This is a genomic window from Micromonospora sp. CA-246542 (genome assembly GCF_050942905.1).
In the GTDB taxonomy this organism is placed as follows: Bacteria; Actinomycetota; Actinomycetes; order Mycobacteriales; family Micromonosporaceae; genus Micromonospora.
This window is the reverse complement of sequence record NZ_CP192040.1, coordinates 5,467,931-5,491,919: the sequence shown is the minus strand read 5'-3', so window position 1 is coordinate 5,491,919 and position 23,989 is coordinate 5,467,931. Positions and strand designations below refer to the sequence as shown.

Annotated in this window: 20 protein-coding genes, 1 pseudogene and 1 riboswitch; of the genes and pseudogenes, 4 read left to right on the top strand and 17 right to left on the bottom strand. The window is 73.9% G+C overall.

The genetic code is table 11. The features are described 5' to 3' along the window. Positions 1 to 50: 50 nt before the first annotated feature. The 5 genes from serS to ACQP0N_RS25340 form a co-directional block, all read right to left on the bottom strand. A complete protein-coding gene (gene serS / locus ACQP0N_RS25360; RefSeq protein ID WP_433114639.1) occupies positions 51 to 1,337 on the bottom strand; it encodes a serine--tRNA ligase in 1,287 nt (428 codons plus the stop codon). A gap of 96 nt (positions 1,338 to 1,433) precedes the next feature. Next, a complete protein-coding gene (locus ACQP0N_RS25355; RefSeq protein ID WP_433114637.1) occupies positions 1,434 to 2,534 on the bottom strand; it encodes a MerR family transcriptional regulator in 1,101 nt (366 codons plus the stop codon). A 25-nt stretch (positions 2,535 to 2,559) separates the two neighbouring features. Beyond that, positions 2,560 to 3,810, bottom strand: coding sequence for a saccharopine dehydrogenase family protein (locus tag ACQP0N_RS25350; protein WP_433114636.1), 1,251 nt, complete (start codon positions 3,808 to 3,810; stop codon positions 2,560 to 2,562). 51 nt (positions 3,811 to 3,861) lie between these two features. Next, positions 3,862 to 5,004, bottom strand: coding sequence for an alcohol dehydrogenase catalytic domain-containing protein (locus tag ACQP0N_RS25345; RefSeq protein WP_433114634.1), 1,143 nt, complete (start codon positions 5,002 to 5,004; stop codon positions 3,862 to 3,864). Next, positions 5,001 to 5,447 carry a hypothetical protein gene (locus ACQP0N_RS25340; protein ID WP_433114632.1) on the bottom strand — a complete coding sequence of 149 codons (447 nt, stop codon included), beginning with the start codon at positions 5,445 to 5,447 and terminating at the stop codon, positions 5,001 to 5,003. The genes ACQP0N_RS25345 and ACQP0N_RS25340 overlap by 4 nt, the downstream gene beginning before the upstream one ends. 154 nt (positions 5,448 to 5,601) lie before the next feature. On the opposite strand from ACQP0N_RS25340, the pseudogene ACQP0N_RS25335 reads away from it, so the two are divergent. Next, positions 5,602 to 8,339: pseudogene (locus tag ACQP0N_RS25335) on the top strand (LuxR C-terminal-related transcriptional regulator). A 34-nt stretch (positions 8,340 to 8,373) separates the two neighbouring features. On the opposite strand, the gene ACQP0N_RS25330 reads toward ACQP0N_RS25335, so the two are convergent. The 3 genes from ACQP0N_RS25330 to ACQP0N_RS25320 all read right to left on the bottom strand — a co-directional run bounded on the left by ACQP0N_RS25330 (position 8,374) and on the right by ACQP0N_RS25320 (position 10,164). Beyond that, positions 8,374 to 8,922, bottom strand: coding sequence for a DsbA family protein (locus ACQP0N_RS25330; protein WP_355051378.1), 549 nt, complete (start codon positions 8,920 to 8,922; stop codon positions 8,374 to 8,376). Then, positions 8,919 to 9,416 (bottom strand): redoxin domain-containing protein, encoded by a 498-nt coding sequence (locus tag ACQP0N_RS25325; protein ID WP_355051379.1) that lies wholly within the window; start codon positions 9,414 to 9,416, stop codon positions 8,919 to 8,921. The genes ACQP0N_RS25330 and ACQP0N_RS25325 overlap by 4 nt, the downstream gene beginning before the upstream one ends. A gap of 61 nt (positions 9,417 to 9,477) precedes the next feature. Then, positions 9,478 to 10,164, bottom strand: a complete 687-nt coding sequence (locus tag ACQP0N_RS25320; protein ID WP_355051380.1) for a BON domain-containing protein — start codon at positions 10,162 to 10,164, stop codon at positions 9,478 to 9,480. A gap of 406 nt (positions 10,165 to 10,570) precedes the next feature. Here ACQP0N_RS25320 and ACQP0N_RS25315 point away from each other — a divergent pair, with 406 nt between their 5' ends. After that, complete coding sequence (locus ACQP0N_RS25315) at positions 10,571 to 13,342, top strand: cellulose binding domain-containing protein (protein WP_433114629.1); 2,772 nt, start codon at positions 10,571 to 10,573, stop codon at positions 13,340 to 13,342. Positions 13,343 to 13,496: 154 nt separating this feature from the next. Here the strand turns inward: ACQP0N_RS25315 and ACQP0N_RS25310 are convergent, their stop codons facing one another. Next, positions 13,497 to 13,919: a hypothetical protein gene (locus tag ACQP0N_RS25310; protein WP_433114627.1), complete on the bottom strand. Its 423-nt coding sequence runs from the start codon at positions 13,917 to 13,919 to the stop codon at positions 13,497 to 13,499. A gap of 140 nt (positions 13,920 to 14,059) precedes the next feature. Next, the gene (locus ACQP0N_RS25305; RefSeq protein WP_355051383.1) at positions 14,060 to 14,200 is read right to left on the bottom strand and encodes a hypothetical protein; all 141 of its coding nucleotides are present in this window, start codon (positions 14,198 to 14,200) and stop codon (positions 14,060 to 14,062) included. 376 nt (positions 14,201 to 14,576) lie between these two features. Between ACQP0N_RS25305 and ACQP0N_RS25300 the strand changes: the two genes are divergently transcribed. Further along, positions 14,577 to 14,939, top strand: a complete 363-nt coding sequence (locus ACQP0N_RS25300; RefSeq protein WP_355051384.1) for an STAS domain-containing protein — start codon at positions 14,577 to 14,579, stop codon at positions 14,937 to 14,939. A gap of 16 nt (positions 14,940 to 14,955) precedes the next feature. Here the strand turns inward: ACQP0N_RS25300 and surE are convergent, their stop codons facing one another. Next, positions 14,956 to 15,783 carry a 5'/3'-nucleotidase SurE gene (gene surE, locus ACQP0N_RS25295; protein ID WP_433114624.1) on the bottom strand — a complete coding sequence of 276 codons (828 nt, stop codon included), beginning with the start codon at positions 15,781 to 15,783 and terminating at the stop codon, positions 14,956 to 14,958. Continuing rightward, positions 15,780 to 16,742 (bottom strand): PfkB family carbohydrate kinase, encoded by a 963-nt coding sequence (locus tag ACQP0N_RS25290; protein WP_433121809.1) that lies wholly within the window; start codon positions 16,740 to 16,742, stop codon positions 15,780 to 15,782. The genes surE and ACQP0N_RS25290 overlap by 4 nt, the downstream gene beginning before the upstream one ends. A 185-nt stretch (positions 16,743 to 16,927) precedes the next feature. Here ACQP0N_RS25290 and ACQP0N_RS25285 point away from each other — a divergent pair, with 185 nt between their 5' ends. Further along, complete coding sequence (locus ACQP0N_RS25285) at positions 16,928 to 17,380, top strand: SRPBCC family protein (RefSeq protein WP_433114622.1); 453 nt, start codon at positions 16,928 to 16,930, stop codon at positions 17,378 to 17,380. Between the two features lie 328 nt (positions 17,381 to 17,708). Here the strand turns inward: ACQP0N_RS25285 and ACQP0N_RS25280 are convergent, their stop codons facing one another. The 5 genes from ACQP0N_RS25280 to ACQP0N_RS25260 all read right to left on the bottom strand — a co-directional run bounded on the left by ACQP0N_RS25280 (position 17,709) and on the right by ACQP0N_RS25260 (position 23,931). Continuing rightward, positions 17,709 to 18,287 (bottom strand): hypothetical protein, encoded by a 579-nt coding sequence (locus ACQP0N_RS25280; RefSeq protein ID WP_433114620.1) that lies wholly within the window; start codon positions 18,285 to 18,287, stop codon positions 17,709 to 17,711. 93 nt (positions 18,288 to 18,380) lie between these two features. Continuing rightward, positions 18,381 to 19,457: a coiled-coil domain-containing protein gene (locus ACQP0N_RS25275; protein WP_433114619.1), complete on the bottom strand. Its 1,077-nt coding sequence runs from the start codon at positions 19,455 to 19,457 to the stop codon at positions 18,381 to 18,383. A gap of 5 nt (positions 19,458 to 19,462) precedes the next feature. Next, a riboswitch (cyclic di-AMP (ydaO/yuaA leader) is annotated at positions 19,463 to 19,594 on the bottom strand. A gap of 112 nt (positions 19,595 to 19,706) precedes the next feature. Continuing rightward, positions 19,707 to 20,624: a cation diffusion facilitator family transporter gene (locus tag ACQP0N_RS25270; protein ID WP_433114617.1), complete on the bottom strand. Its 918-nt coding sequence runs from the start codon at positions 20,622 to 20,624 to the stop codon at positions 19,707 to 19,709. Positions 20,625 to 20,731: 107 nt separating this feature from the next. Continuing rightward, complete coding sequence (locus tag ACQP0N_RS25265) at positions 20,732 to 22,849, bottom strand: HelD family protein (protein WP_433114615.1); 2,118 nt, start codon at positions 22,847 to 22,849, stop codon at positions 20,732 to 20,734. 107 nt (positions 22,850 to 22,956) lie between these two features. Beyond that, complete coding sequence (locus tag ACQP0N_RS25260) at positions 22,957 to 23,931, bottom strand: alpha/beta fold hydrolase (RefSeq protein WP_433114613.1); 975 nt, start codon at positions 23,929 to 23,931, stop codon at positions 22,957 to 22,959. Between the last annotated feature and the right edge of the window lie 58 nt (positions 23,932 to 23,989).

The window sequence follows — 23,989 nt, the reverse complement described above, 5'->3', positions numbered from 1 at the left end:
AAACGACGGCGGGGCTGGTGCGGATCGCACCAGCCCCGCCGTCGACTGACTCAGCGCAGGGGGGTCAGCCGGTCGGTGCCCAGGCGGTCCTGGAGGACCTTGGGGACCAGGACGCTGCCGTCGGCCTGCTGGTACTGCTCCAGGATGGCCGGGAAGAGGCGGCTCGTGGCCAGGGCGGAGCCGTTGAGGGTGTGCACGAAGCGGGTCTGCTTGCCACCCGGCTCGCGGTAGCGGATGGCCGCCCGACGCGCCTGGTAGTCGCCGGCCCAGGAGACCGACGAGACCTCCTTGTACTTGCCCGTGCTCGGCATCCACACCTCGATGTCGAGGGTCTTCTTCATCGAGGCGCTGGCGTCACCGGCCGAGAGCAGCGTGCGCTGGTAGTGCAGGCCCAGCCCCTCGACCAGGCTCTCGGCGTGGGCGAGCATCTCCTCCAACGCCGCGTCCGCCTGCTCGGGCAGGGTGAACTGGAAGATCTCCACCTTGTTGAACTGGTGCCCGCGCACCGTGCCGCGCTCGTCCGAGTGCGACCCGGCCGACTCCCGCCGGTAGCACGGCGTGTACGCGAACGCCTTCAACGGCAGCTTCGTGGTCTCCAGGATCTCGTCCTGGTACGCGCCCAGGATCGCCGTCTCCGAGGTGGGCAGCAGGAACTGTCCACGTGGCGCGGAGGCGGCGTCCAGGTGATAGACGTCGTCGTAGAACTTGGGGAACTGGCCGGCGGCGAACCCGGCCGAGTCGAGCAGCAGGTGCGGCGGGAGCAGGAACTCGTACCCGGCCTTGATGTGCTGGTCGACGAAGTAGTTGAGCAGCGCCCACTCCAGCCGGGCGCCGATCCCCGTGTAGATCCAGAAGCCGGAGCCGCCGAGCTTGACGCCGCGCTCGTAGTCGACCAGACCGAGCGCCCGGGACAGCTCCACGTGATCGCGGACCTTCTCGATCACCGGCGGCTCACCGAAGGTCTTGACGACCCGGTTGGCCTCCTTGCCGCCGGGGAGGATGTCGTCGGCGGGCAGGTTGGGCAGCTCGCTCATCGCGTCGCGCAGCCGGGCCTGCACCTCGTCCAACTGGGACTCCAGGTCGGCGAGCTGCTTGCGCTCCGCCTCGGGGGCGGAGACCTGCGGCTCGGTGCCGGCGCGCTTGGCCTGCGCGTACGCCCGGGCCTCGGCCTTGCGGCGTTGCCGCTCGGCGTCGATCTCCGTGATCAGGGCGCGGCGTTCCTGGTCGAGCCGCTGGATCTCGTCCAGGGATCGGGTGACCTCGGCGGGATCCAGTCGCTTCGCCAGCGCGGTCGCCACCGCCTCGCGATCCTTCCGGATCAACTCCATGTCGAGCATGCTGCTCCGTACGCCTCCGTCCGGGGTTCACTGGTGAACCATCAGATGTTACCGTCGCGCACGTTTCCACCCGACTACGGGGAGCGCGAGGGGTTTCTACAACCGGATCGGCATCAGGACGGAGAACGTGTCCTCGTCGTCCGGGCGGCGTACGGCCAGCGGGGCGATCGGCCCGTCCAGCTCCAGCACCAGTTGCGGGCCGCCGGCCGCGTCCAGCGCCTCGAGCAGGTACGCGCCGTTCACCCCGAACCGCAGCTCGCCGTTCGGAGCGGCGGGCAGCCCGGTCAGCTCGGTGGGGTGCAGCAGCCGCAGGCCACCCGCCTCGTCGAGGCCCAGGACGGAGACCGCCAGCGGCGTTCCCGCGTACTCGCGGGCGAGGGTGGGTGCGGCCGGGTCGCGCAGCGCGGCGCGCAGGGCCACCACGTCCACCGGGATGCGGTACGCGGCCGGCCGCGCGCCGACCGCCTCGCGCAGCAGCCGCCGGTAGTCCGGGAAGTCGTACGGCAGGGCGACGCCCGTGAGCGTCCGGCCGGCCACCATGACCCGCAGCTCGGGCCCGGCCACCGTCAGTCGTACCGGCCCGTCCTCGGTGTCCAGCAGCCGGCGCAGGCGGTCGACGAGGTCCACCGGCAGCAGCACCCGCACGGGCGGCCCGTCGACAGCGGCCCCGGCCCGGGCCAGCGCGAGGCGGTGCCGGTCGGTGGCGACCAGCCGCACCCCGTCCGGCTCGACGTCGAGCAGCATCCCGGACAGGGCCGGCAGTTCCGGGTCGACGCCGACGGCGAAGCGGACCGCGTCGAGCGCGGCGGCGAACTCGGCGGGGGAGAGCAGCAGCGTGGTCACCACGGCCGGGCCCGGATCGACCAGGGTACGCAGCCGCGTGATCTCACGGCGTGCGTCGGCGAGCCCGTCGCTCAGCCGGAGCAGGTGCGCGTCGAGCAGCCGGTGCACCTCGGCCGGCTCGGCGCGGACGGCGGCGGCGATGTCGGGCACCGGCATACCGACCCGGCGCAGCCCGGCGACCAGCCGGGCCGGGGCGACCTGCGCGTCGGTGTACCAGCGGTAGCCGGTCACCGGGTCGACCAGGGCCGGCGTCAGCACGCCCGCCGAGTCGTAGAAGCGCAGCGCGCTGACGGTCAGGCCGCTGGCCCGGGCCAACTCGCCGATGCTGTGCAGGTCGCTCACCACGTCGGGCATCCTGCCCCCTCGACCTGGTCGAGGGTCAAGCGGCCGGCCCGGCCCCACGCGCCGCCGTGTCGCGCGTCGCTCCCGCCGCCGCCGAGCCCGCTGCGACCTCGTCCCGCTTCAGCACCCGGAAGGTGAGTCCGGCGCGGACCAGCCGGTCGAGCAGCGCGTCGCCCATCGCGGTGACCGGGGTGAGCTGACCGGCGATCGGCGGCAGGTCGTCGAGCGCCAGACACAGCGCCGACTCGGCGAGCATCTTCGCCGTCTCGTCGTAGCCCGGGTCGCCGCCCGCGACCTCGGTGACCACGCGCTGTCCGCCCCCGGTGCCGACGAACCGGACCCGGAACCAGGACGACGCCCGCTGCTGCGCGCTGGGCCCCTGCCCGGAGGCGAGCCGCCCGAGCAGCCACCGCCGGGTGGGCGGCACCTTCACCAGGCCGATCAGCGCGCCGAGCCCCACCGCGCCGACGAGCACCGTCGGCAGCCGCTTCAGCGCCGCGAAGTGCCGGTAGCGGAAGTCCGGCCCGTACTCCGGGCGGGCCGCGGCCGACCGGCGGACGACCTGCGGATCGATTGTGGGCAGCGGCACGGTCCAGATGCCCAGCTCCGCCGAGCGGGCCAGCCGGCCGGGTACCGCGCGGACCCGGCGGTCGGTGGGACGTGGCTCGACCGCCCGGCGGGCCCGGGCGGCCCGGCTGGCCTCCCCGGTCCGGGCGAAGGCGGTGAGCGCGGAATGGTAGGTGCCACCGGAGAACCGGGCGCCCGCGCGCACGTAACCGTCGACGGTGATCGGTTCACCGGCCGGCAGGTGCTTGACGGTGAACCAGACGCCCAGGTCGTGCGGGACGGAGTCGAACCCGCAGGCGTGCACGAGGCGGGCGCCCGTGCGGGTCGCCTCGGCGTGGTGGCGGACGTACATCAGGTCGACGAACTCCGGCTCGCCGGTGATGTCCAGGTAGTCGGTGCCGGCCCGGGCGCAGGCCGCGACCAGCGGCTCGCCGTGGTGGACGTACGGCCCGACGGTGCTGGCGACCACCCGGGCGCTCTCGGCCACCACCCGCAGCGACCCGGCGTCGCCCACGTCGGCGTGCAGCAGCGGCAGGTCGACCAGCGTGGGGTCGATCGCGGCGAGCCGGTCCCGCACGGCGGCCAGGCGACCGGGGTCGCGCCCGGCCAGGGCCCAGCGCAACCCGGGCGGCGCGTGCCGGGCCAGGTACTCGGCCGTCAGCCCGCCCGTGAAGCCGGTCGCGCCGAACAGCACCACGTCGTACGCCCGCTCGCCAGTCATCCTCCGAGTCTGCCACCGGTCATCGTCGCGCGCCGATCCGGCGAGGGCGGGTCACGGCGTGAACACGACCCGGACGCAGCCGTCGGCGCGGTCGGCGAACAGCGCGTACCCCGAGGGGCCGTCCGCGAGCGGCAACCGGTGGGTGGCCAGGTGCTCGGTCCGCAGTTCGTCGCGGGCCATCCGGTGCAGCAGCATCGGTACGTCCCGCAGGTCCGGCCGGCGGGCCCCGCGCACCGTGAGCCGCTTGTCGGTGACCGTGCCCAGGGCGAACCCGTCGACGGACCCGTGCGTGCCGCCGAGCACCACCACCACGCCGTCCTTGCGGCAGGCGTGCACCGCCTCGCGTACCGGGTCCGGCCGGCCGCCGCCGGCCAACCGGTCGACGACCGAGCGGGGTGGCGGCGGACCGGCGGCGACCACGCACACGTCCGGGCCCCGCCCACCGCTGCGCTCGCGCAGCTCGGCCGTCACATCGGCCCGGCGGTAGTCCAGCGGCTCCGCCCCGGCGTGCCGTTCGGCCATCCGCAGTCGCTCCTCGTACCGGTCGACGACGAGCACCTGGGCCGCGCCCCGCAGCACGGCGGCATGGGCGGCCAACTGGCCCACCGCGCCGGCTCCCCAGACGGCCACCACGTCGCCGGGTCGCACCTCGCCCAGTTCGGCCGCGAGCCAACCGGTCGGCGCCACGTCGGCGGCGAAGAGCGCCCGGTCGTCGTCGACCGCGTCCGGCACCCGGAACGCGCCGACGTCGGCGTACGGCACCCGCACGTACTCGGCGTGCCCACCGGCGAAGCCGCCCGCCGCCCGGGGCCGACCGAAGCAGCCGGCGTCCGCACGTTCCCAGCCCGGATCGACGCTCGGCACGTCGACGCCGGCGTTGTCGCAGCACGAGTGCCGGCCCTGGCGGCAGTACCAGCAGCCACCGCACGCCACGCCCGCGCCGACCACCACCCGGTCGCCGATCCGGTGCCGCCGGATCGCCGGCCCGGCCTCGACCACCTCGCCCACGAACTCGGCCCCCAGCACGTCACCGGCGCGCAGCAGCGGGTCCCGTCCCGCCAGCAGGGGCAGGTCACCGCCACAGGTGGCGCTGCGGCGGACGCGGAGGATGACGTCCCGCTCGTTGCGCAACTCCGGGTCGGGCACCTCGCGTACCGCCAGCTCGTCGGCGGCCACCCAGCACAGCGCCCTCACCCGGGGACCCTCGGGCGGTCCAGCGCCGAACGGTCCGCGCGCAGCACCTCGCCGGCCTCGGCGCGCTGCTTCACCTGGCGCAGGGTCCGCCGGACCAGCAGACGCGCATCGTCGCCGACGAGGTGGGCGGCGAGGCCGGCCGTCGCGGCGGCACGGGCCAGTGGCCGGGCGGCCAGCTCGGTGCCCCGGTCTCCCGGCGCCGGTCGTACCCGCACCTCCACCACGCCGTCCAGGCGGCGCAACGGCTCCGGCCACCGGCCGTCGGGAAGCACCTGCCCCGGGGCCCGATCCACGGTCACGACCTCCCACCCGGCCGAGGTGAGGTCGCGGTCCGCGCCGGACCGGCCGCGCCACCGGGGTACGCGCAGCAGCCGGGCCGCCCCGGCCAACGCGCCGCCGCCGAGGGCCGATCCCGCCCGTACCAGCCGTCTCCTGCGTCCCATCGGTCCTCCCGGTCCACGTCCCCCGATCGTCGGTCGGGCCCGGGTGAAGCGGGCTCGCCCGGAAGGGGTGAACCGGTCCCCGCCGGGTAACCGCTCGCCGACCGGGGGCGGAACGCGGGTGGTGGGGGTGGGAGCCGGGTGCCGGAACAGCAGGATTCCGGGCGGGTCGGCACGGCGGCGGTGCGGCCGGGGAGCGGCGGCCGCTGCTGTCGTCGCGGCTGACGCCGACCGTGCCGCCTGAGCCGGTGGTGGCCCGGCCGCGCCTGCTGCGCCTCCTCGACGAGGGCAGCGCCGGGCCGGTCACCCTGGTTGTCGCGCCCGCCGGGTGGGGCAAGACGACCCTGCTCGCCTCCTGGGTACGGCTGACCGAACCGGAGGACGCGTCAGCGCCGGCGTGGGTCTCGGTGGAGGTCGGCGACGACGGCGACCGGCTGTGGGCGTACCTGGCGGCGGCCCTGGGCACGGCCACCGGCGCGGCGGACGACGACCTGGTCGCGCCCCTGCCGACCGGCCCGCCGCGCCCCGACCAGCTGGAGCTGCTGGCGGCCGGGCTGGCCGCCGCCGAGCGGCCCGTACTGCTGGTCCTGGACGACCTGCACCGCATCACCGACCCGGCCGCGCTGAGCGGGTTGGAGTTCCTGCTGCGGCACTCCGAGCAGCGACTGCGTCTGGTCGTCGGCGCGCGGGCCGGGCTGCCACTGGCCCTGCACCGCCTCCGCCTCGCCGGCGAGCTGACCGAGGTCGGCACGGACGAGCTGGCCTTCACCGACGACGAGGTGGCCGACCTGCTGACCGCGCACGCCGCGCCGCTGCCGGCCGCCGCCGTACACCGGCTTCGTGAGCGCACCGGAGGCTGGCCGGCCGCGTTGCGGATCGCCGCGCTGGCGTTGCGCGGCCAGCCCGACCCGGAACGGTGGGTGGGGCAGTTCGACGGCGACCAGCCGGAGATCGCCGGCTACCTGCGCGAGGAGGTGCTGACCGCGATCGACCCGGCCGATCAGGACCTGCTGCGTCGTACGGCCCTCGCCGAGAGCGTCTGCGCCGACCTGGCCGAGGCGTTGACCGGCCGCGCGGACGCCGAGCAGGCGCTGGCCGACCTGGCCGGGGCCGGCGGCCCGTTACGCCGGGAGGACAGCCGACCACCCTGGTACCGCTGCGACCCGCTGCTCGCCGACCTGCTCCGCGCCGAGCTGGCCCGGTTGCCCGGCGACGAGGTGCGCGAGCTACACGCGCGGGCGTCCGACTGGTACGCCGGCGCGGGCCGACCCGCCGACGGGCTCCGGCACGCCCTCGCCGCCGGCCGCTGGGACCTGGCCGCCGAGCTGTTCGTCGCGAACTGGCCGGAGCTGACCCGCTACGACCACGATCCGGTCGGTGGCCCGCCGCCGCCGTCGCCGCCCCGGAGGCGGTCGAGGCCGATCCGGAGGTGGCCCTGGCCAGTGCCGCCGAGCGGGCGTACGCCGGCGACCTGAGCGCCGCCACCGGGCACCTGCGCACCGCCGCGTCGTACGCGGAGGCGCTGCCGACGCCACGGCGGGACCGGTTCCTGCGGTTGGCGACCGCGCTGGAGCTGACCCTGGCCCGGCTCGCCGGTGACCTGCCGCAGACCCGTGCGGCCGCAGCGCGACTGCTGCGCATCCGCCCGACCGCCGCACCGACCGCCGGCTCACCCGACGGTCCGCCCGCCGGGCCACTGAGCGACTCCTCGCGGCCCGGGGACGCCGACCTGCGGGCGTTCACCGGGACCGCGCTGGGCCTGGTCGGGATGTCCGCCGGCGGGCTGCCCGACGCACGGTTCGTCCGGGCCCGGGCGGCGGCCCGGAGGCCGGCCGGCCGCGTACCGAGCTGGTCGCCGCCAGCCGCACCGCGCTGCTGCTCGCCGTGCGCGGTGACCTGCGTGCGGCGGAGCAGGCGGCCCACGACGCGCTGGGCATGCCGCCCTGCCGGGGCTGGTCCTGCCGGCTCGACTGCGGCTACGCGTACCTGGCCCTGGCGGTGGTGGCCCTGCACCGTGACCAGCCCGAGGAGGTCGCCGCGAACCTCGCGCTGGCCGCACCGGCCACCGACGCGCCCGGCGACGAGCCGGTGGCGGCGGCGGTCCTGGCGCTGTGCCGTGCGGGTCTGGCCCGGGACGCCGGTGACCCGGCCGCCGCTCAGCGGCTGCTCGTGGGCGCGCGCGAGGCACTGCCCGACGAGCCGGCCGCCGCCGAACTGTCGAGTCTGCTCCGGGCCGCCGAGGCCGACGCCCGCGCCGAGCGGGGCGACCTGGACGCCGCCCGGGGCCTGCTCGCGGACGTCACCGGCGACCCGGCCACCCCGGCGCTCGACGTGGCCCTGGCCCGGGTCGAGCTGCGGGCCGGCGACCTCGGCGCCGCCGGGCGGGCCCTACCGGACTGGCAGGGGCCGCCGGCCGCGGCCTGGCCCCTGTCGGTACGCCTGGACGCCGGCCTCCTGGAGGCGGTGCTCGCCGAACGGGCCGGGGACGGACGACGGGCCGGGCGGGTCCTCGAACAGGTGCTCGACCTGGCGGGTCCGCAGGGCTCCCGTCGGGCGTTCACCCGGGCGCAACCGTCGGTCCGGGACCTGCTGGCCGCCCACCTCGACGCGGGTACCGCGCACTTCCCGCTGGTCGGTGACCTGGTCCGGGGCGTCGAGGAGGGCACGCCCCGAGCGGCGGTCGAGCCGAGCGGCCCGCTCGACGAGCCGCTCACCGAGCGGGAGCTGACCATCCTGCGGTACCTGCAGAGCATCCTGTCCAACGTGGAGATCGCCGGCGAGCTGTCGCTGTCGGTCAACACGGTCAAGACGCACGTGCGCAACATCTACCGCAAACTCGGCGCGACCCGCCGGCGCGAGGCGGTCCGGCGGGCGCGCGAGCTGCGGCTGATCTGAGCGGCGGTTCGCCGCCCGGATCAACCGACGGCCGTCAGGCGTTCGCCGCAGCGTCCACGGCGGCCAGCAGGTCGGGCAGGTCGTACCCGCCGTCGTGCCGGACGTCGTTGACGAAGAGGGTCGGTGTGCCGTTGACCCCGCTGCGGATCCCGCCCACGAAGTCCCGACGTACGCGGTCGGCGTACGTCCGGCGGTCCACCTCGCCGTTCACCTCGTCCGTCGGCAGCCCGAGCTGCTCGACGCCGAGCGAGAGGTGCACAGGGTCCAACTGGTCCTGGTGCTCGTACAGCCAGTCGTGCATCTCCCAGAACTTGCCACGCGCCGCGGCGGCCTCCGCCGTCTCGGCGGCCCGCTCGGCGTACGGGTGGACGTTGGCGATCGGGAAGTAGCGGTAGACCAGCCGTACCGTGTCGGCGCGCTGGCGCAGCAGCTCGTGCAGGTTCGGGTACGCGGCGCCGCAGAACCGGCACTGGAAGTCCCCGTACTCGATGATTGTCACCGCGGCGTCGGACGGCCCGCGGACATGGTCCTCGACGGTCAGCGGCTCGCGCAGCCGCGCGGTGACCTGCAGTGGCGTGGTCATCGGGCCATCACCTTCCGCTCGTTGGTCAGGTTGTCCAGCGCGTCGAAGATCCCGTCCGCGCCCGGGTTGACGTCGGGGGCCGACAGGTAGCTCCACGCCACCGTCCCGGCCTGGTCGAGCACCACCAGCGCGCGGGCCGACTCACCCCGCGAGGTGTACGCGCCGTACCGGCGGGACACCTCACCCTTGGGCTCGAAGTCGGACAGCAGCGGGAAGGTGATGCCCTGGTTCTCGGCGAACGCCCGGTGCGACCAGATGCTGTCCACCGAGATGCCCAGCACCATGGCCTGGTACTGCTCGAACACCGGCGCCGCCGCCTGGTAGAGCGACATCTGGTCACCGCAGACGGGGCTCCAGTCGGCGGGATAGAAGGCCAGGACGACCGGGCGACCCCGGAACTGCTCGGGGCCGGTCTGACGCCCGTCCGGAGTGCTTGCCAGGGTGAAGCCGGGGGCGGGGTGCCCGGGTTGGATCAGCCCGTTCGGATCACTCATGCCACCAGCCTGCCGCCGGGACGGGTGAGACGGACTCACCCGTCCCGGGTGGTACCCGCGCTCAGCGCAGCACCGGGGCGACCGCGATGTGGTTCTGGACCTCCCGGATGCCCGGCGCGGACCAGGCCACCTGCTCGACCTCGGCGCGTTCGGGCATGGAGTGCACCAACCCGGCGAGAACCGCCGTGTCGCCGTGCACCCGGACGGTGATCCGCTCGGCCTCGGTGGCGCCGGCCCGGGCCAGCGCGTCCACGATCTTCTCGGCCAGGTTCACGCCGTCCGGCGTCGCGTTCGGCTGGACGGTGATGCCGTTGCTGACCCCACGGACGCCGGTCAGCCGGCACACCGCTCGTTCGGCGGCCCGGCGCTGGTACTCCCACTCGACCTCACCGTGCAGCGTCACCCACCCGGCCGAGACGGTGACCTGGAGCTTCTCGATGGGCACGAACGCGTCCCACTCCAGGGCGTCGCCGGCCGCGGCGGCCAGGTCCGGGTCGGCGCGTTCGTCGCTGCCGGCCAGTTGCACGGTCAGGTCGTTGGCGACCGCCCGGACACCGGCGACGCGGTGCGCGGCGCGTTCCCCGGCCCACTTCTTCGCGTAGCTGTCCACCCGTCCGCTCAGCGTGACGACGCCCTCGGCCACGGTCACGCCGATCTCGTGCGGCTGCACCCGGGGTTCCCAGGTCAACTCGTCGAGGACGGCGGACTGGATGTCCTGGTCGGTACGCGTGATCGTCGCGATGGCCATCTGCCCCTCCCATCCGCTCGCGTGCCTGGCGGACCGGGGTGTTGGCCGTGACCGGCCCGCCGAGGTCCGATCCTGCCGGCCGGGCGGGTTACCCGTCCTCACCCGATGCAGGTGGGCCAGCAGGCGGACCTGCGTGCCAGGCGGGCGCGCCAGCGGCGTTGGGAGCGCTTCCATAGCGGCGTCGGATCGGTTAGGGTGAGTGCGTTCCTCGATCGCGGGAGCCTCGCGTCGGGTGGTTGGAGCCAGGGCAGCTCCGATCCGTCCCCCCGCGTCGTCGTCCGTCCCCCGGGCCCCGACGCGCCATTTCTGGTCGACCCGTCCCCGCGTCGCCGTGCTCGTCCCCCGGGCCGCGACACCACCCCGGTCGATCCCGACTCCCGGGTCCCCACCCCCGAGAGGAACGCAGATGCCCAGATCACTGGCCAGCGTCGTCGTCGCGGCGCTGACCGTCGCCACGGCCGTCGTGGCCGTCCCGATCACCGCCGCGGGTTCGGCGCCGGTCCCGGCCGCCGCCGAGGCGTACACCTGGCGCAACGTGCCGGTCGGCGGCGGTGGCTTCGTGCCGGGCATCGTCTTCAACCCCACCGAGAAGAATCTGATCTACGCCCGGACCGACATCGGCGGGGCCTACCGCTGGGAGCAGGGCAGCCAGTCGTGGACGCCGCTGCTCGACTGGGTCGGCGCGGACCGCTGGGGCTACAACGGCGTGGTCAGCATCGCCACCGACCCGGTGCAGACCAACCGGGTGTACGCGGCCGTCGGCATGTACACCAACGGCTGGGACCCGAACAACGGCGCGATCCTGCGCTCGACCGACAAGGGCGCCACCTGGCAGGTCACCGAGCTGCCGTTCAAGAACGGCGGCAACATGCCGGGCCGGGGCATGGGCGAACGGCTGGCCGTCGACCCCAACCGGAACAGCACCCTCTACTACGGCGCCGAGGGCGGCAACGGGCTGTGGCGCAGCACCGACTACGGGGCGACCTGGGCCAAGGTCACCGCCTTCCCCAACGTCGGCAACTACCGGGCCGACCCCAGCGACCCGAACGGCTACAACGGGCAGAACCAGGGCCTCACCTGGGTCAGCTTCGACAAGAGCACCGGCACCGCCGGCACCACCACGCAGACGATCTACGTAGGTGTGGCCGACAAGGACAACCCGGTCTACCGCAGCACCGACGGCGGTGTCACCTGGGCGCGGATTCCCGGGCAGCCCACCGGCTACCTGGCGCACAAGGGCGTCGTCGACCCGGTCGGCGGTCACCTCTACATCGCCACCAGCGACACCGGTGGCCCGTACGACGGCGGCAAGGGCGACGTCTGGAAGTTCACCCGGTCCACCGGGGCCTGGACGCGGATCAGCCCGATCCCCTCCACCAGCGGCGACGACTACTTCGGCTACAGCGGGCTGACCATCGACCGGCAGCACCCGAACACACTGATGGTGGCCACCCAGGTCTCCTGGTGGCCGGACGCGATCTTCTTCCGCAGCACCGACGGTGGGGCGACCTGGACCCGCATCTGGGACTTCACCAGCTACCCGCAGCGGTCCAAGCGCTACACGATGGACATCAGCTCGGTGCCCTGGCTGACCTTCGGCACCAACCCGGCGCCTCCCGAGGAGACGCCCAAGCTCGGCTGGATGAACGAGTCGGTGGAGATCGACCCGCACGACTCCAACCGCATGATGTACGGCACCGGCGCCACCATCTACGGCACCACCGACCTCACCAAGTGGGACACCGGCGCTCAGTTCACGATCCGGCCGATGGTCCGGGGCCTGGAGGAGACGGCCGTCCTCGACCTGGTCAGCCCGCCCAGCGGCGCGCCCCTGATCAGCGCGCTCGGTGACGTCGGCGGCTTCCGGCACACCGACCTGGACACCATCCCGTCGATGCTCTTCACCCAACCGGTCTTCACCAGCACCACGAGCCTGGACTACGCCGAGAGCAAGCCCGCCGTGCTGGTACGCGCCGGCAACTTCACCGACTCCGACCGGCCCAACGACAGCCACGTCGCCTTCTCCACCGACGGCGGGGCCACCTGGTTCCAGGGCACCGAGCCGTCGGGCGTCAACGCCGGCGGCACGGTCGCCGCGGCGGCCGACGGCAGTCGGTTCGTCTGGGCGCCCGGCGACGCGGGCCAACGCGTCGTCTACGCGGTGGGCTTCGGCAACTCGTGGGCGCCGTCCACCGGCATCCCGGCGAACGCGACGATCGAATCCGACCGGGTCGATCCCAACCGGTTCTACGGCTTCAGCGGCGGCCGGCTCTACCTGAGCACCAACGGCGGCGCGAGCTTCACCGCGACGGCGGCGACCGGCCTGCCCACCTCCGACGTGCGCTTCAAGGCGTTGCCCGGCAAATCGGGTGAGCTGTGGCTGGCCGGTCCGGGCGGGCTCTGGCGGTCCACCGACTCCGGAGCCAGCTTCACCAAGCTGGGCGGCGTCAGCGCCTCCGGCAACGTCGGCTTCGGCAAGGCCGCGCCGGGGCGGACCAACCCCGCCGTCTTCCTCTACGGCACGGTGGACGGTCAGCCCGGCGTACACCGCTCCGACGACGGCGGCACGACGTGGGTACGCATCAACGACGACCGCCACCAGTACGGCAACCCGACCGAGGCGCTGACCGGGGATCCCCGGGTCTACGGGCGTGTCTACCTGGGCACCAACGGTCGCGGCATCCTGGTGGCCGACCGCACCGGCGGCACGCCGCCTCCCACCACGCCGCCTCCCACGACCCCACCTCCGACCACGCCGCCTCCGACCACGCCGCCTCCGACCACGCCGCCTCCGACCACGCCGCCTCCGACCACGCCGCCTCCGACCACGCCGCCTCCGACCACGCCGCCTCCGACGACGCCGCCTCCGGTTGGCGGGTGTGCGGCGACCTACCGGGTGACCGGCTCGTGGACGGGCGGATTCCAGGCCGAGGTCGTGGTCAGCAACCCCGGCACCAGGCCCATCGCGGGCTGGACGCTCGGCTGGACCTTCCCCAACGGCCAGCGCGTCAGCCAGCTCTGGGGCGGCACCCACACCCAGACCGGGGCGGTCGTCTCGGTCGTGGACAGCGGCTGGAACGGCGCGCTCGCCCCCGGGGCAAGCACCACGATCGGCTTCCTCGGTTCCTGGACCGGCACCAACTCGCCGCCCACCTCGGTGAGCTGCACGAGTCGCTGACCCGGTGGCCCGGCGTCGCCCGGGCCACCCCAGAACACCGGTCCGCCGGGGCTGCCTGAGGGGTCCGGCACCCCGGCGGACCGGGCGCAATTCCGCCCAGCGCCGCCACCGGTACGTGAGCGGGCCCCGCCGACGCGATGTCGACGGGGCCCGCTCACGTACCGAAGGTGCTAGTCGTCCAGGCCGACGGGGAGTTGGGGCGGTCGACGTCGACGAACTCGACGTCGTCCACGGCGCGGTCGTCCCGACTGCCGGCGGCGCGGGCGGCGGAGCCCACGGCCCAGCCGACCGCCGCGCCGACCAGCGCGGCGCCGATCAGCAGCGTCCACGGCAGCGCCGGCTGGCGTCCGGCGAGCGCGTCGAAGGCGCGCGACGCGCGACGCCGTGCCTCCTCCGCCGCCGAGCCCACCAGGTCACCGGCGCCGTCGGCGAGGTCGCCGCTGCTGCGACGGGCCGACCGCGCGGTGTCCCGGACACTGTCGCCCGCGGAGCTGACGGCGGAGAGCAGCTGCTCCCACGCCTGGTCCGCGATCCGCTCCGGCTTGCTGCGCCGGTCCAGCAGGTTGGTTCCGAACATCGTGGTTACCTCCTCAGGTGCCGAAGCCGCCGGCCACTTCGGACCTCGGCGTCCGTCCAGCGCGACACGGTTCGCTGACTGCGCAGTGCCCCGGGCCGGTCGCGCGCAAACCCGGCCTCGCGTGGCGCACGCGCGGGAGTTCAGCGCACCGCCACTGCGGCCACGCCGCGGGCGAAGTCGTCGTCATCGTCATCGTCGTCGTCTCCGCCGCCGAAACCGCAGGCCAGTACGAGGGCGAGCAGCAGACCGACGCCGGCCAACCCGGCCAGTCGCTTGATCATCGAAGGTCCTCTCCGTCACGGTGGGTGTCCCGGCCGATGCTAGGAAGCGTCGGCAACCACGTTGGCGGGTCCGACCGCGACACGCCGGTCCCACGCGGGGCGGGCGTGCGGGACGGTACGGATGTCGGGCTTGCCGGACCGCGACCGCTACCCTGGTCCGGCGGCGCGTCGGTTCCGACCGATCGTCGACTGATCAGATAACGAAAAGTATTGAATGATCAGATGCCGAAAAGTGAGGATATGGGCGACTTTGTCCGCTCGGATCCGTGAATTGCTCATCCCGAGGGGTGGCGACCGAGGCCGTTGGAGGAATACTCTCGGTCGCGGCCCGCGTACTGATGAGGCGCCCGGGGGACGGGCGGGTGGAGGTGCTCGCGTGAGCCTGTCGATTGTGAAGTCGGTCCTGTCCGGTGGTGTCGTCGAGATCGCCCCGCGGGGTGAGATCGACGTCGACACAGCGTACGAGGTGCGTGAGGCGATTGCGGAGGTGCTGGCCAAGAGCCGCCCGCTCCGCATCGAGCTGAACATGAGGCTGGTCACCTTCATCGACTCCGTGGGCATCAGCGCCATGGTCGCCGGCTTCCAGACCGCCGAGGTCAGTGGCGTCAAGCTGGTCGTCACCGAGCCGAGCCGGTTCGTGCACCGTCAGCTCTGGGTGACCGGCCTGCTCGGTCTCTTCGGCGCGCCCGAGCCCTACTTCGCGGGGACGGCGACGCCCGAGGTGCTTCCCGGCGCCTGAGGCGCGGCTGCCACCGTCAGGCCTGCTCGTCCAGACCGGTCAGGTCCACGTCGGTCACCTCGGTGACCGCCCGGATCGCCGTGACCGACGCGTACCCGGCGGCCAGCAAGGCCACGTCGGTGCCGGGCTGCGCGGCCTGCCCGGGCTCCTCCAACGAGGTACGCACGAAGCCGTGACCCGACTCCGCCACCGTCATCTGCACCTGGCCGAAGCTGGCCAGCGCGCCACGGCGTACCCCGTGCAGCCGCTCGTGCGGCAGGTCGGGGGCGTTGACGTTGAGCACGCTCTCCGGCGGCGCGGAGGTCAGCCGGGGGAGCAGGTCCAGGGCCACCCTTGCGGCGGTGCTCCAGTGCCGCTCGGCGTCGCGTACCCGGCCCGCGGCGTCCACGGCGGCGCCACCGCTGGCCGCCGTGGCCTCGCCCGCGCTCAGCACGTCCAGCGAGACCGCCATGGCACGGCACCCGTTCGAGGCCGCGGTGAACGCGGCGCCCACCGTGCCCGAGTGCAACACCGCCCGGCCGGCGTTGGCGCCCCGGTTGATGCCCGACAGCACCACCGACGGCGGCGGGCCGAACGCGCCGTGCAGCGCGATCAACGTGATGAAACCCGGCGAGCCGCCGACCCCGTACGCGGGCACCCCCGGCAGGTCGGGCAGCGGATGGTCGTTCACCACCACCCGTCCGTCCCGCTCGATCGCGCTCATCGAGGCGCTGGTGCCGCTGGCTTCTTCCAGCGGCGCCGCGACCACCACGTCCAACCCTCGCTCGGTGGCGGCCCGGGCCAGCGCCTGGATGCCGGGTGCGCCGATCCCGTCGTCGTTGGTGACGAGCACCCGCAGCGTCATCGCTCCACCACCCGGTCGGCCAACTCGTCGGGGGTGGTCCGTTCGTGTCGCCGGCTGTCCGTCGGGACGAGTCGGACCCGTTCCACGAGACCGGTGATCGAGTCCACCCGTCCGGTGCCCAGCCCGTGCCGGGTCACGTTCAGCGCGCCCGCCGCCGCGCCGGTGCGGATGGCCGTACGGATGTCGCCGCCACGGGCGACCACGGCCGCCACGCCGGCGGTCATCGAGTCGCCCGCTCCGCGCGGGTCGGCGGCCTCCAGCCGGGGCATCTCCACCTCGAAGAGTTCCCCGTCGACGAGCGCCAGCGCGGGCTGCTCGGCGCGGCTCACCACCACCGTCTCCGCGCCGGCGGCGTGCAGGTCGTACATCGCCCGCGTCAGCTCCGGGCCGCTCCCGTCGCGGGCACGACCGTCCCGGATCAGCTCCTCGTGGCTCACCTTGAGGAAGAACACGCCGCTGTCCAGCACCGCGCCGAGGTGGTCACCGGACAGGTCGACGACCACCCGGCTGCCGTTGGCGCCCAGGTCGGCGGCGAAACGCCGGTACAGGTCGGCCGGGACGAGCCAGGGCGCGTTCGGGCCACTGAGGACGCTCACCTCGGCGCGCAGCCCCTCGCCGAGCGCCAGGTTGTACAGCTCGTCCAACTCGTGACGGCTCAGGCGTTCGCCAGGCACGTCGACGACCTCCTGCCGGGAGCCGCCGCGACGGTCGTGCACGTACGCGCCGCTGCCGGAGTCGCGTACCACGACCTTCAGATCGACCCCCTCGCTGACCAGCAGCGGCTCCAGCACCTGGCCGATCTCGCCGCCGAGCGCGGCGCAGAGCACCACGTCGACCCCGAGGGACAGCACCATGCGGGCCTGCCAGACGCCCTGACCGCCGGGGTGCAGGTGCAGCTCGGGCTGGTCGTTCGGCTGGTCCACGGTCACCGTCAGCTGCGGCGTCGGCGCGAAGACCATCACGTGCCCGCTCACCGGTCGTCACCGTTCATGTGTCCCCCTTCGTCACAAGCGGTGATTACCCATCAGCCGACCGTAGTGGGAACGCTGCGCGAATGCCGGGACAACGCACGGTGTCCGTCCGGCCGTTGCCAGCCTGGGCGGCGTACGGGACGATCGTGCGACCAGCGACGTCGGGAGACGGTGTGCTCAGCAGCGATACCTTCAGCTACACCGTCCAGGCCCGCTGCTCACTCGCCGACGCGGCGGCGCTGTTGAGCGACCTGAGCCGTCAGGGTGAACTGCATCCCCTGATCGTGCGGGTCCGCGAGGTGCCGGCCCGCCCGGGCGCCCGCGCCAGCTACACGATCAACGACAGACTGGTCGCCGGCCCGCTGCGCTTTCGCACCACGTACCACGCGGACGTGCTGGTCAGCGAGCCCGACGAGATCGTCACCGTGGCCCGCCAGTGGCCCGCCACCACGGTTCGCAACCACACGCGGCTGCGCGCCGAGCCGGACGGTCTGGTCCGCATCGACGTCGACATCACCCTGCGCGCGCCGACACCCCTGTTCCGGTACGCCTTCGGCCAGGCCCGCGCCGCCCACCTCGCCCTGGCCGCGCGCCTCGGCGCGGCCCTCGACACCCCGGCGCCCTGACCGCAGGACCCTCGGAGGTGGCCGACGCGGCACCGACGAGGCCCGGCCTCGGCGTAGCCCCGACCGCCCGTCCGGCCCAACACATCGCAGCCCGCCCTGCCCCGCCCCGCCCCGGCTCGGCTCGGCTCGGCCTGACGCCGGGCAAAGCGGCCTGGCCTGGCCTGGCCCGGCGCGGCTCGGCCCGGCGACCGGATGCCTCAGTTCGGTCCTTTGCTCTGCTTCAGCGGAGGCAACAGTCGGGGGCCATTTGTGTTGCCTCCGCTGAAGCAGAGCAAAGGGCGCGTGCACACCCTCCGGCACCCGACGTGCGGCCGTCGTGATCAGGCTCCTACTGCGCCGACCGCCCTGATCGTGATGGCGACCGCGTTACCGCACCGGTGCTGCCGGTGCTGCCGGCGTGAGGAGCATGCGTCGTGGCTTGTGTCGCCTCGGGGCGGCGGGGTCGCGCGGGTCGGCGTCCCCAGGGCTTGTACGTCGACAGCACCGTCGCGATGATCATGAGACTGGTCGACACCGCGGGCGCGATCACCAGGTCGGCGCGGTCCCGCGCCGGTAGCGCGGCGCCCAGCGCGCCGGCGTGCCGCAGGTTCGGGGTGAGCAGGAACAGCACCAGCCCGACCATCACCGTGGTGATCACGAGCTTGATCACCACCCAGCGGTAGCGCAGCAGGCCCCAGGGGGTGAGCAGCGCGCTGGCGACACCGACGAGCCACACGAGCACGCTCAGCGGCGCGAAGAGCACGGTGCCGACGAGCCCGGCGACGGGGTAGAGCACCGCCGGGTCGGCGCCGCGCTGTGCCGCGATGCCGAGGGTGAGCAGCACCAGGTCGGCCCCGAGCCAGCCGAGGGAGGTGACCAGGTGCAGGGTGAGCAGGGCCTTGCGGGTGCGGGGCGCGATTCGCGGCATACCCGAATGCTCCCGGCCCGATCCCGCGTGGTCGTCCGACCAGCGACGACGTCCGGGGTACGCCCGCTGACGTACCCCGGACTGCCTCGGCGGTCAGTACACCGACAGATGCACGTGGTTGGTGTGGTCGCTGGAGGGGTCGCCGTTCCCCCCGCTGTACGACTTCCAGCCGCTGCTGGGTAGCCAGATCTGCTTGAACCAGATCACGTAGAGCACCGCGAGCCGGTCGGCGTTGCGGATGAAGTACGCGGCCAGGTTGTTGCCGTACGTCTTGTCGCCGCCGCTGGCGATCCCGCCGAAGCCACCCTTCTGCGCGGCGAAGTCGCAGGCCCGGCCCTTGGGGTGCTCGCCCGAGCCGCCGTTGCGGTGACAGGAGACGTACCGGGTGAAGCCGGCGGCCTTGGCCTGGTTGAGCGCGTGCAGGGTGCGGGGGGTGATGCAGCCGCTGGCCGGGGTGGGGTCGTTGATGCTGCACGACTCGGACGGCCAGGAGCCGTCGGAGTTGCGGGGGGCGGGTTGAGCGTTGGCGGTGGAGGTGCCACGGTTGGAGTCGGTGTCGGTGTCGGCGGCGGCGGTGGCGCGTGCCTTGTCGTTGGCGACGGTCAGCGCCCGCTCGGCCTGCTCCTTGCGCTTGGCCATCACCTCGACCTGCTTACGCTGCTCCCGGATCTCGCCGTCGAGGGCGACGCGGGTGCGGTTCGCCTCGTCCCGGGTGGCGTGCAGGTCGCGCAGCACCCGGTCCTCGTTGGCGGCCACCACGTCGAGGGCGGCTGCCCGGTCCATGAAACCCTCGGGGGTGTTGCTGTTGAGCAGGGCCGAGACGGTGCTGAGTCGGCCGGTGCGGTACGCGACGCCGGCGATCTCGCCGACCTTGCCGTTGCGTACGGTCATCTCGGCCTCGGTGGTCTTGAGCTTGACCGCGAGCTGCTGCTGCCGCTGGACCGAGGTGTCCAGCGCGCGCTTCGCGTCCAGGTAGCCCTTGCTGGCCGCCTCGAGCTGGGCCCGTAGCGCCGGGGTGCCGCCCTCCTCGTCGCCGTCGGGAGCGGCGGCGGCCCGCAGGCCGCCGGGGGCAGCGGCGGTGGCGGCGCCGACCGGAAGCGCGACGCCGAGGGTGACCATCATGACGATCAGTGCCGCAAGTCGGGCGGCGGGTGGGCGTGCTGGGGCCACTACGCATGTCCTTCCGTCAGCCGCCGACCGGGTTAGCTGACGGGTTCGGGACGGAAGATCCCTACCGCTGACGCGGATGCACCCCAGGAACATGGTTCCCCGGTTCGCCCTGTCGGGCGATTAGGCGACGGCCGCCACCGGCGCCGGGAGGCGCCGCCGGGTGGTGGCCGGGACAGAGCCTACCGGTGCTGGTGGGGTCTGTGCAGCCGTTGTGACGGAAGGTGCTTGCGCGGTCACGAAGGATGACGGTCACCACTCGACGGAACCGCAGGCGCCCGGGGCGGCACCGGGTTCGGTCTGCAGCGTGGCGTGCTCGATGCGGAAGTCGTCGCGCAGGGCCGTACGCGCCGCGGTGAGCACCGCGCCGACCTCCGCGCCGGGCGCCATGGTCAGGTGTGCGGAGGCCACCTCCATGCCCGAGGTGAGCGTCCAGACGTGCAGGTCGTGCACCTCGACCACGCCGGGCACCGCGGCCAGTCGGTCGTGCACGGCGGTGACCTGGAGGTGTTCCGGAGCGGCCTGCACGAGGATGCGTACGGCGGCCCGCCCCAGCCGCCAGGTGCGCGGCAGGATGAACACGCCGATCCCGACCGCGACCAGCGGATCGGCCCACCACCAGTCGGTGACGGCGATCAGCAGCGCGGCGCCGATCACGCCGAGCGAGCCGAGCAGGTCGCCCAGCACCTCCAGGTAGGCGCCCTGGAGGTTGATGCTCTCCCGGGCGCCGGCGCGCAGCAGCCCGAAGGCGACCACGTTCGCGAGCAGGCCGAGGATGGCCACCGTGAGCATCGGACCGCTGAGCACCTGGTGCGGGTTGCCGAACCGGCCGATCGCCTCGATCACCACGTAGATCGCCACGCCGGAGAGCAGGACGGCGTTGGCCAGCGCGGCGAGCACTTCGAGGCGGTAGAGCCCGAAGGTGCGTTGCGGGTCGCCGGTGGCCCGCCGCGTGGCGGTGATCGCGGCGAGCGCCATCCCGATGCCGAGCACGTCGGTGAACATGTGCCCGGCGTCGGAGAGCAGTGCCAGTGAGCCGGTGTGGAAGGCGGTCACCGCCTCGACCACCATCAGGGCAGCGAGCAGTCCGAAGGCCGCCCAGAGCCGTCCCCGATGCTGGTGGGCGGCGTTGGCGACCGACCCGTGGTGGTGGTCATGTCCTGCTCCCACGGAACCCACCCTCCGACGCCGCCCGGGACCCGGTCAAATGTATGCTCACATCGCTATGTGTGCAAGTGTAGGGCGCGGGCCGCCCACGGGCGATGCCAACGCGACGGTCAGCCGGTCGGGTCGACGGTGGTGAGCCGCTGGGTGGCGCGGGAGAGCGCCACGTAGAGCGTGCGTACACCCGAGCCCGGATCGGCCCGGATCTCGCTGGGTGCGACCAGCACGACTCCGTCGTACTCCATGCCCTTGGCCTCCAGGCTGGTCACCACCTGCAAGCGCGTCGCGCCGAGCGCGTCGAGCCAACCGGCGACCTCGTCGCGGCGGGTGACCGGCGTGATCACCCCGACCGTGCCGTCGACCTCGCCCAGCAGGCCGGTGGCCGCCTGCACGGCGGCGGCCTGGAGCCCGGCGGGCGGCACCACCAGCTCGACCGGGTCGACGCCGGTGGAGCGGACGGCCCTCGGCAGGGGCAGGTCCGGGTAGAGCCGGCGGATCTCCGCCGCCGCCACCGCGAAGATCTCCGCCGAGTTGCGGTAGTTGGTGGTGAGCGTGAACTCGTGCCGTTTGCGCCGGCCCAGCGCCTGGTCGCGGGAGCGGGTCAGCTCCTCGGGGTCACCGGTCCAGGCGGTCTGCGCCGGGTCGCCCACCACCGTCCACGAGGCCAACCGCCCACGCCGACCGATCATCCGCCACTGCATCGGCGAGACGTCCTGCGCCTCGTCGACGACCACGTGCGCGTACTCCCGGTAGTCCTCCGGCCGCTCCCGGGCCGCCGCGCGGGCGGCCCGCTGCCGGTCGGCCGCGGTGCTCAGCTCACGAACGCCGCCCGCGAGCTGGAACGGGTCGCGCCGGGCCCGCGCCGGTTTCACCGGCTTGCCGAGCAGCGCGTCCAGCTCGTCGAGCAGCGCCACGTCCGCGATGGTCAGGCCCTCGGAATCCAGACTCTGGTACGCCGTGCCGAGCAGCCGGATCTCCGCGCCGGAGAGGATCCCACCGGCGTACCGTCGCAGCCGATCCGGTCGAGCCAGCCAGCCGAGTACGTGCCGGGGGTGCAGGCGTGGCCACCAGGCCTTGAGGAACTCCCGGAACTCCGGCCGCTCCGCGATCTCGTCCTCGAAGGCCCGCTGCTCGGGCAGCCGGCTGATGTTCACGCGCCGGGCCTGCGCCCACAGCGCGGCGAAGACACCGTCGAAGCCGGCGCGGCGAACCTCGTTGCGTCGGGCGCCACGGTGCAGCGCGCGGTCCCGGATCGCGTCCAGCTCGCGGCGGTCCAACCGCAGCAGCCCTCCCCGGTAGAGCAGCCGCAGCTCGCCAGGAGCCCCCGGTGCCGCGTCGCGGGCCGCCCGTTCCAGCACCCGGCGCATGCGCAGCGAGCCCTTCACCGCCGCCACCTCGGGCGGATCGGTTCGGGTGGCCGTCATCCCGGGGAACAGGGTGCCCAGCGAGTGCAGGGTCGCGGTGTCCTCACCGAGCGACGGCAGCACCGAGGCGATGTACTCGACGAAGACGGTCGACGGCCCGACCACCAGGATGCCGCCACCGGCGTACCGGCTGCGGTCGGAGTAGAGCAGGAAGGCCGCCCGGTGCAGGGCGACCGCCGTCTTGCCGGTGCCCGGACCGCCCGCGACGATCGTCACCCCGGAGCCGGGCGACCTGATCGCCTCGTCCTGCTCCCGCTGGATCGTCGCCACGATGTCGCGCATGCCCCGACCGGTGGCCCGGGAGAGGGTGGCCAGCAGCGCGCCGTCACCGACGACCGTCATCCCCTCCGGGGCGGCCTCCGGATCGAGCAGGTCGTCCTCGATGCGGGTGACCCGCTCCCGCTGGGACTGGATGGTGCGGCGACGTACGACGCCCAGCGGCTGCGCGGGGGTGGCCTGGTAGAACGCCGACGCGGCCGGCGCCCGCCAGTCGACGACGAGGGTGCTGGCGTCCTCGTCACGGATGCCGAGCCGTCCGACGTGCAGTACCTGCCGGTCGCGCAGGTCCAGGCGGCCGAAGACCAGCCCCTCGTGTTCGGCGTCGAGGGTGTGCCGCCGCTGTGCCGCGTGAAAGACCATCGCGTCACGTTCGACGAGCGCGCCGAACGTGCCCACCCGCGCCATCCGGTAGCCGTCCCGCTCGGCGCGCACCGCCGACTGCCGCAGCTCGGCCAGTCGGGCGTACACCCGGTCGAGGTGCCGTTGCTCGACGGCGATCTCCTGCTCCAGGGCGGTCTGGTCGGTCAACGCACGCTCCTTCGATGTCGCCGGCAAACGGCGCGAACCGCGCGGGCCAACCGCAGAAGGGTACGGCCCCCGACCCGACCCGCCGCGCCCGAGGTGCGCGAACGTGCTCAGCGACCCGCCGCGACGGCGCCCACGACCTGACCGCGCGGCGGCGGCGCGGCGCTCGGGCCGGGCCCGTGCGGCGGCGCGGCGAGCACCCGGCCCAGGACGCCGGTCAGGGCCGCGTTCACCTCAATCGGACGCTCCATCATCAGCATGTGGCCGGCGCCCGGGCAGACGGTCAGCTCGGTGGCCGGCAGGACGGCGGCGATCGACTCGGCGCACGGCGGCGGGGTCAGTCGGTCCCGGTCGCCGACCAGGGCGGCGGCCGGCAGGTGCGCCAGGGCGGCGAGGGTGTCCAGACGGTGCTGAGCGCCGATCGAGGCGCGGAAACCGCCGATCGAGCGCAGCGAGGCGCGGGCCACCGCCGACGTGACCAACCGGATGTCGGAGGGATCGCAGCGGTCGCCGAAGAGCATCCACCGGATGCTCGGCTGCAGCGCGTTGAGCAGCGCCCGGGGCGCTCGCCACGAGCCGCAGCGGGCCAGCACGCCGGCGCCGGTCGTCTCGGCGAGCCGGATCAGCCGGGCGATGCGTGGCGAGAGCCCGTACACGGTGTGCGTGTGCCCCTCGGCGGTGGTCGAGACGAAGACCAGGCCGGCCGTACGCGCGGCGAAGTGCTCCCGGTGGCGGTGCGCGTACTCCATGATCGTCATTCCGCCCATCGAGTGCCCGACCAGGACCACCCGACCGCTCGGCGCGACCGCGTCGAGGACGGCGGCCAGGTCGTCCCCGAGCTGGGCCAGGGTGGCCGTGGGCAGCGCCATGCAGCTCGACCGGCCGTGACCCCGCGCGTCGTAGGTGACCACCCGCACCGAGTCGCCGAAGGACGACGTGAGCGCGTCGAGCTGCCGGTGCCAGCTGCGCCCGTCCAGCGTCCAGCCGTGCAGGAGGACCGCCGTCACCGGGGCGTCCACGGGACCGCTGGTCTCGACGTGCAGCCGTACGCCGTCGGGCATACCGACTTCGAATCGCTCCGGCATCGCCACCTCCCAGGGCCACCCAGGCATCAGCCGTACCTCCGATACCCGGCGGTAACAC

Excerpts from the sequence above, each read along its gene's own strand:
- serS (WP_433114639.1), bottom strand. The coding sequence starts at position 1,337 with ATGCTCGACATGGAGTTGATCCGGAAGGATCGCGAGGCGGTGGCGACC.
- ACQP0N_RS25355 (WP_433114637.1), bottom strand. The coding sequence starts at position 2,534 with ATGCCCGACGTGGTGAGCGACCTGCACAGCATCGGCGAGTTGGCCCGG.
- ACQP0N_RS25350 (WP_433114636.1), bottom strand. The coding sequence starts at position 3,810 with ATGACTGGCGAGCGGGCGTACGACGTGGTGCTGTTCGGCGCGACCGGC.
- ACQP0N_RS25340 (WP_433114632.1), bottom strand. The coding sequence starts at position 5,447 with ATGGGACGCAGGAGACGGCTGGTACGGGCGGGATCGGCCCTCGGCGGC.
- ACQP0N_RS25330 (WP_355051378.1), bottom strand. The coding sequence starts at position 8,922 with ATGACCACGCCACTGCAGGTCACCGCGCGGCTGCGCGAGCCGCTGACC.
- ACQP0N_RS25325 (WP_355051379.1), bottom strand. The coding sequence starts at position 9,416 with ATGAGTGATCCGAACGGGCTGATCCAACCCGGGCACCCCGCCCCCGGC.
- ACQP0N_RS25320 (WP_355051380.1), bottom strand. The coding sequence starts at position 10,164 with ATGGCCATCGCGACGATCACGCGTACCGACCAGGACATCCAGTCCGCC.
- ACQP0N_RS25315 (WP_433114629.1), top strand. The coding sequence starts at position 10,571 with ATGCCCAGATCACTGGCCAGCGTCGTCGTCGCGGCGCTGACCGTCGCC.
- ACQP0N_RS25310 (WP_433114627.1), bottom strand. The coding sequence starts at position 13,919 with ATGTTCGGAACCAACCTGCTGGACCGGCGCAGCAAGCCGGAGCGGATC.
- ACQP0N_RS25305 (WP_355051383.1), bottom strand. The coding sequence starts at position 14,200 with ATGATCAAGCGACTGGCCGGGTTGGCCGGCGTCGGTCTGCTGCTCGCC.
- surE (WP_433114624.1), bottom strand. The coding sequence starts at position 15,783 with ATGACGCTGCGGGTGCTCGTCACCAACGACGACGGGATCGGCGCACCC.
- ACQP0N_RS25290 (WP_433121809.1), bottom strand. The coding sequence starts at position 16,742 with ATGGTCTTCGCGCCGACGCCGCAGCTGACGGTGACCGTGGACCAGCCG.
- ACQP0N_RS25280 (WP_433114620.1), bottom strand. The coding sequence starts at position 18,287 with ATGCCGCGAATCGCGCCCCGCACCCGCAAGGCCCTGCTCACCCTGCAC.
- ACQP0N_RS25260 (WP_433114613.1), bottom strand. The coding sequence starts at position 23,931 with ATGCCGGAGCGATTCGAAGTCGGTATGCCCGACGGCGTACGGCTGCAC.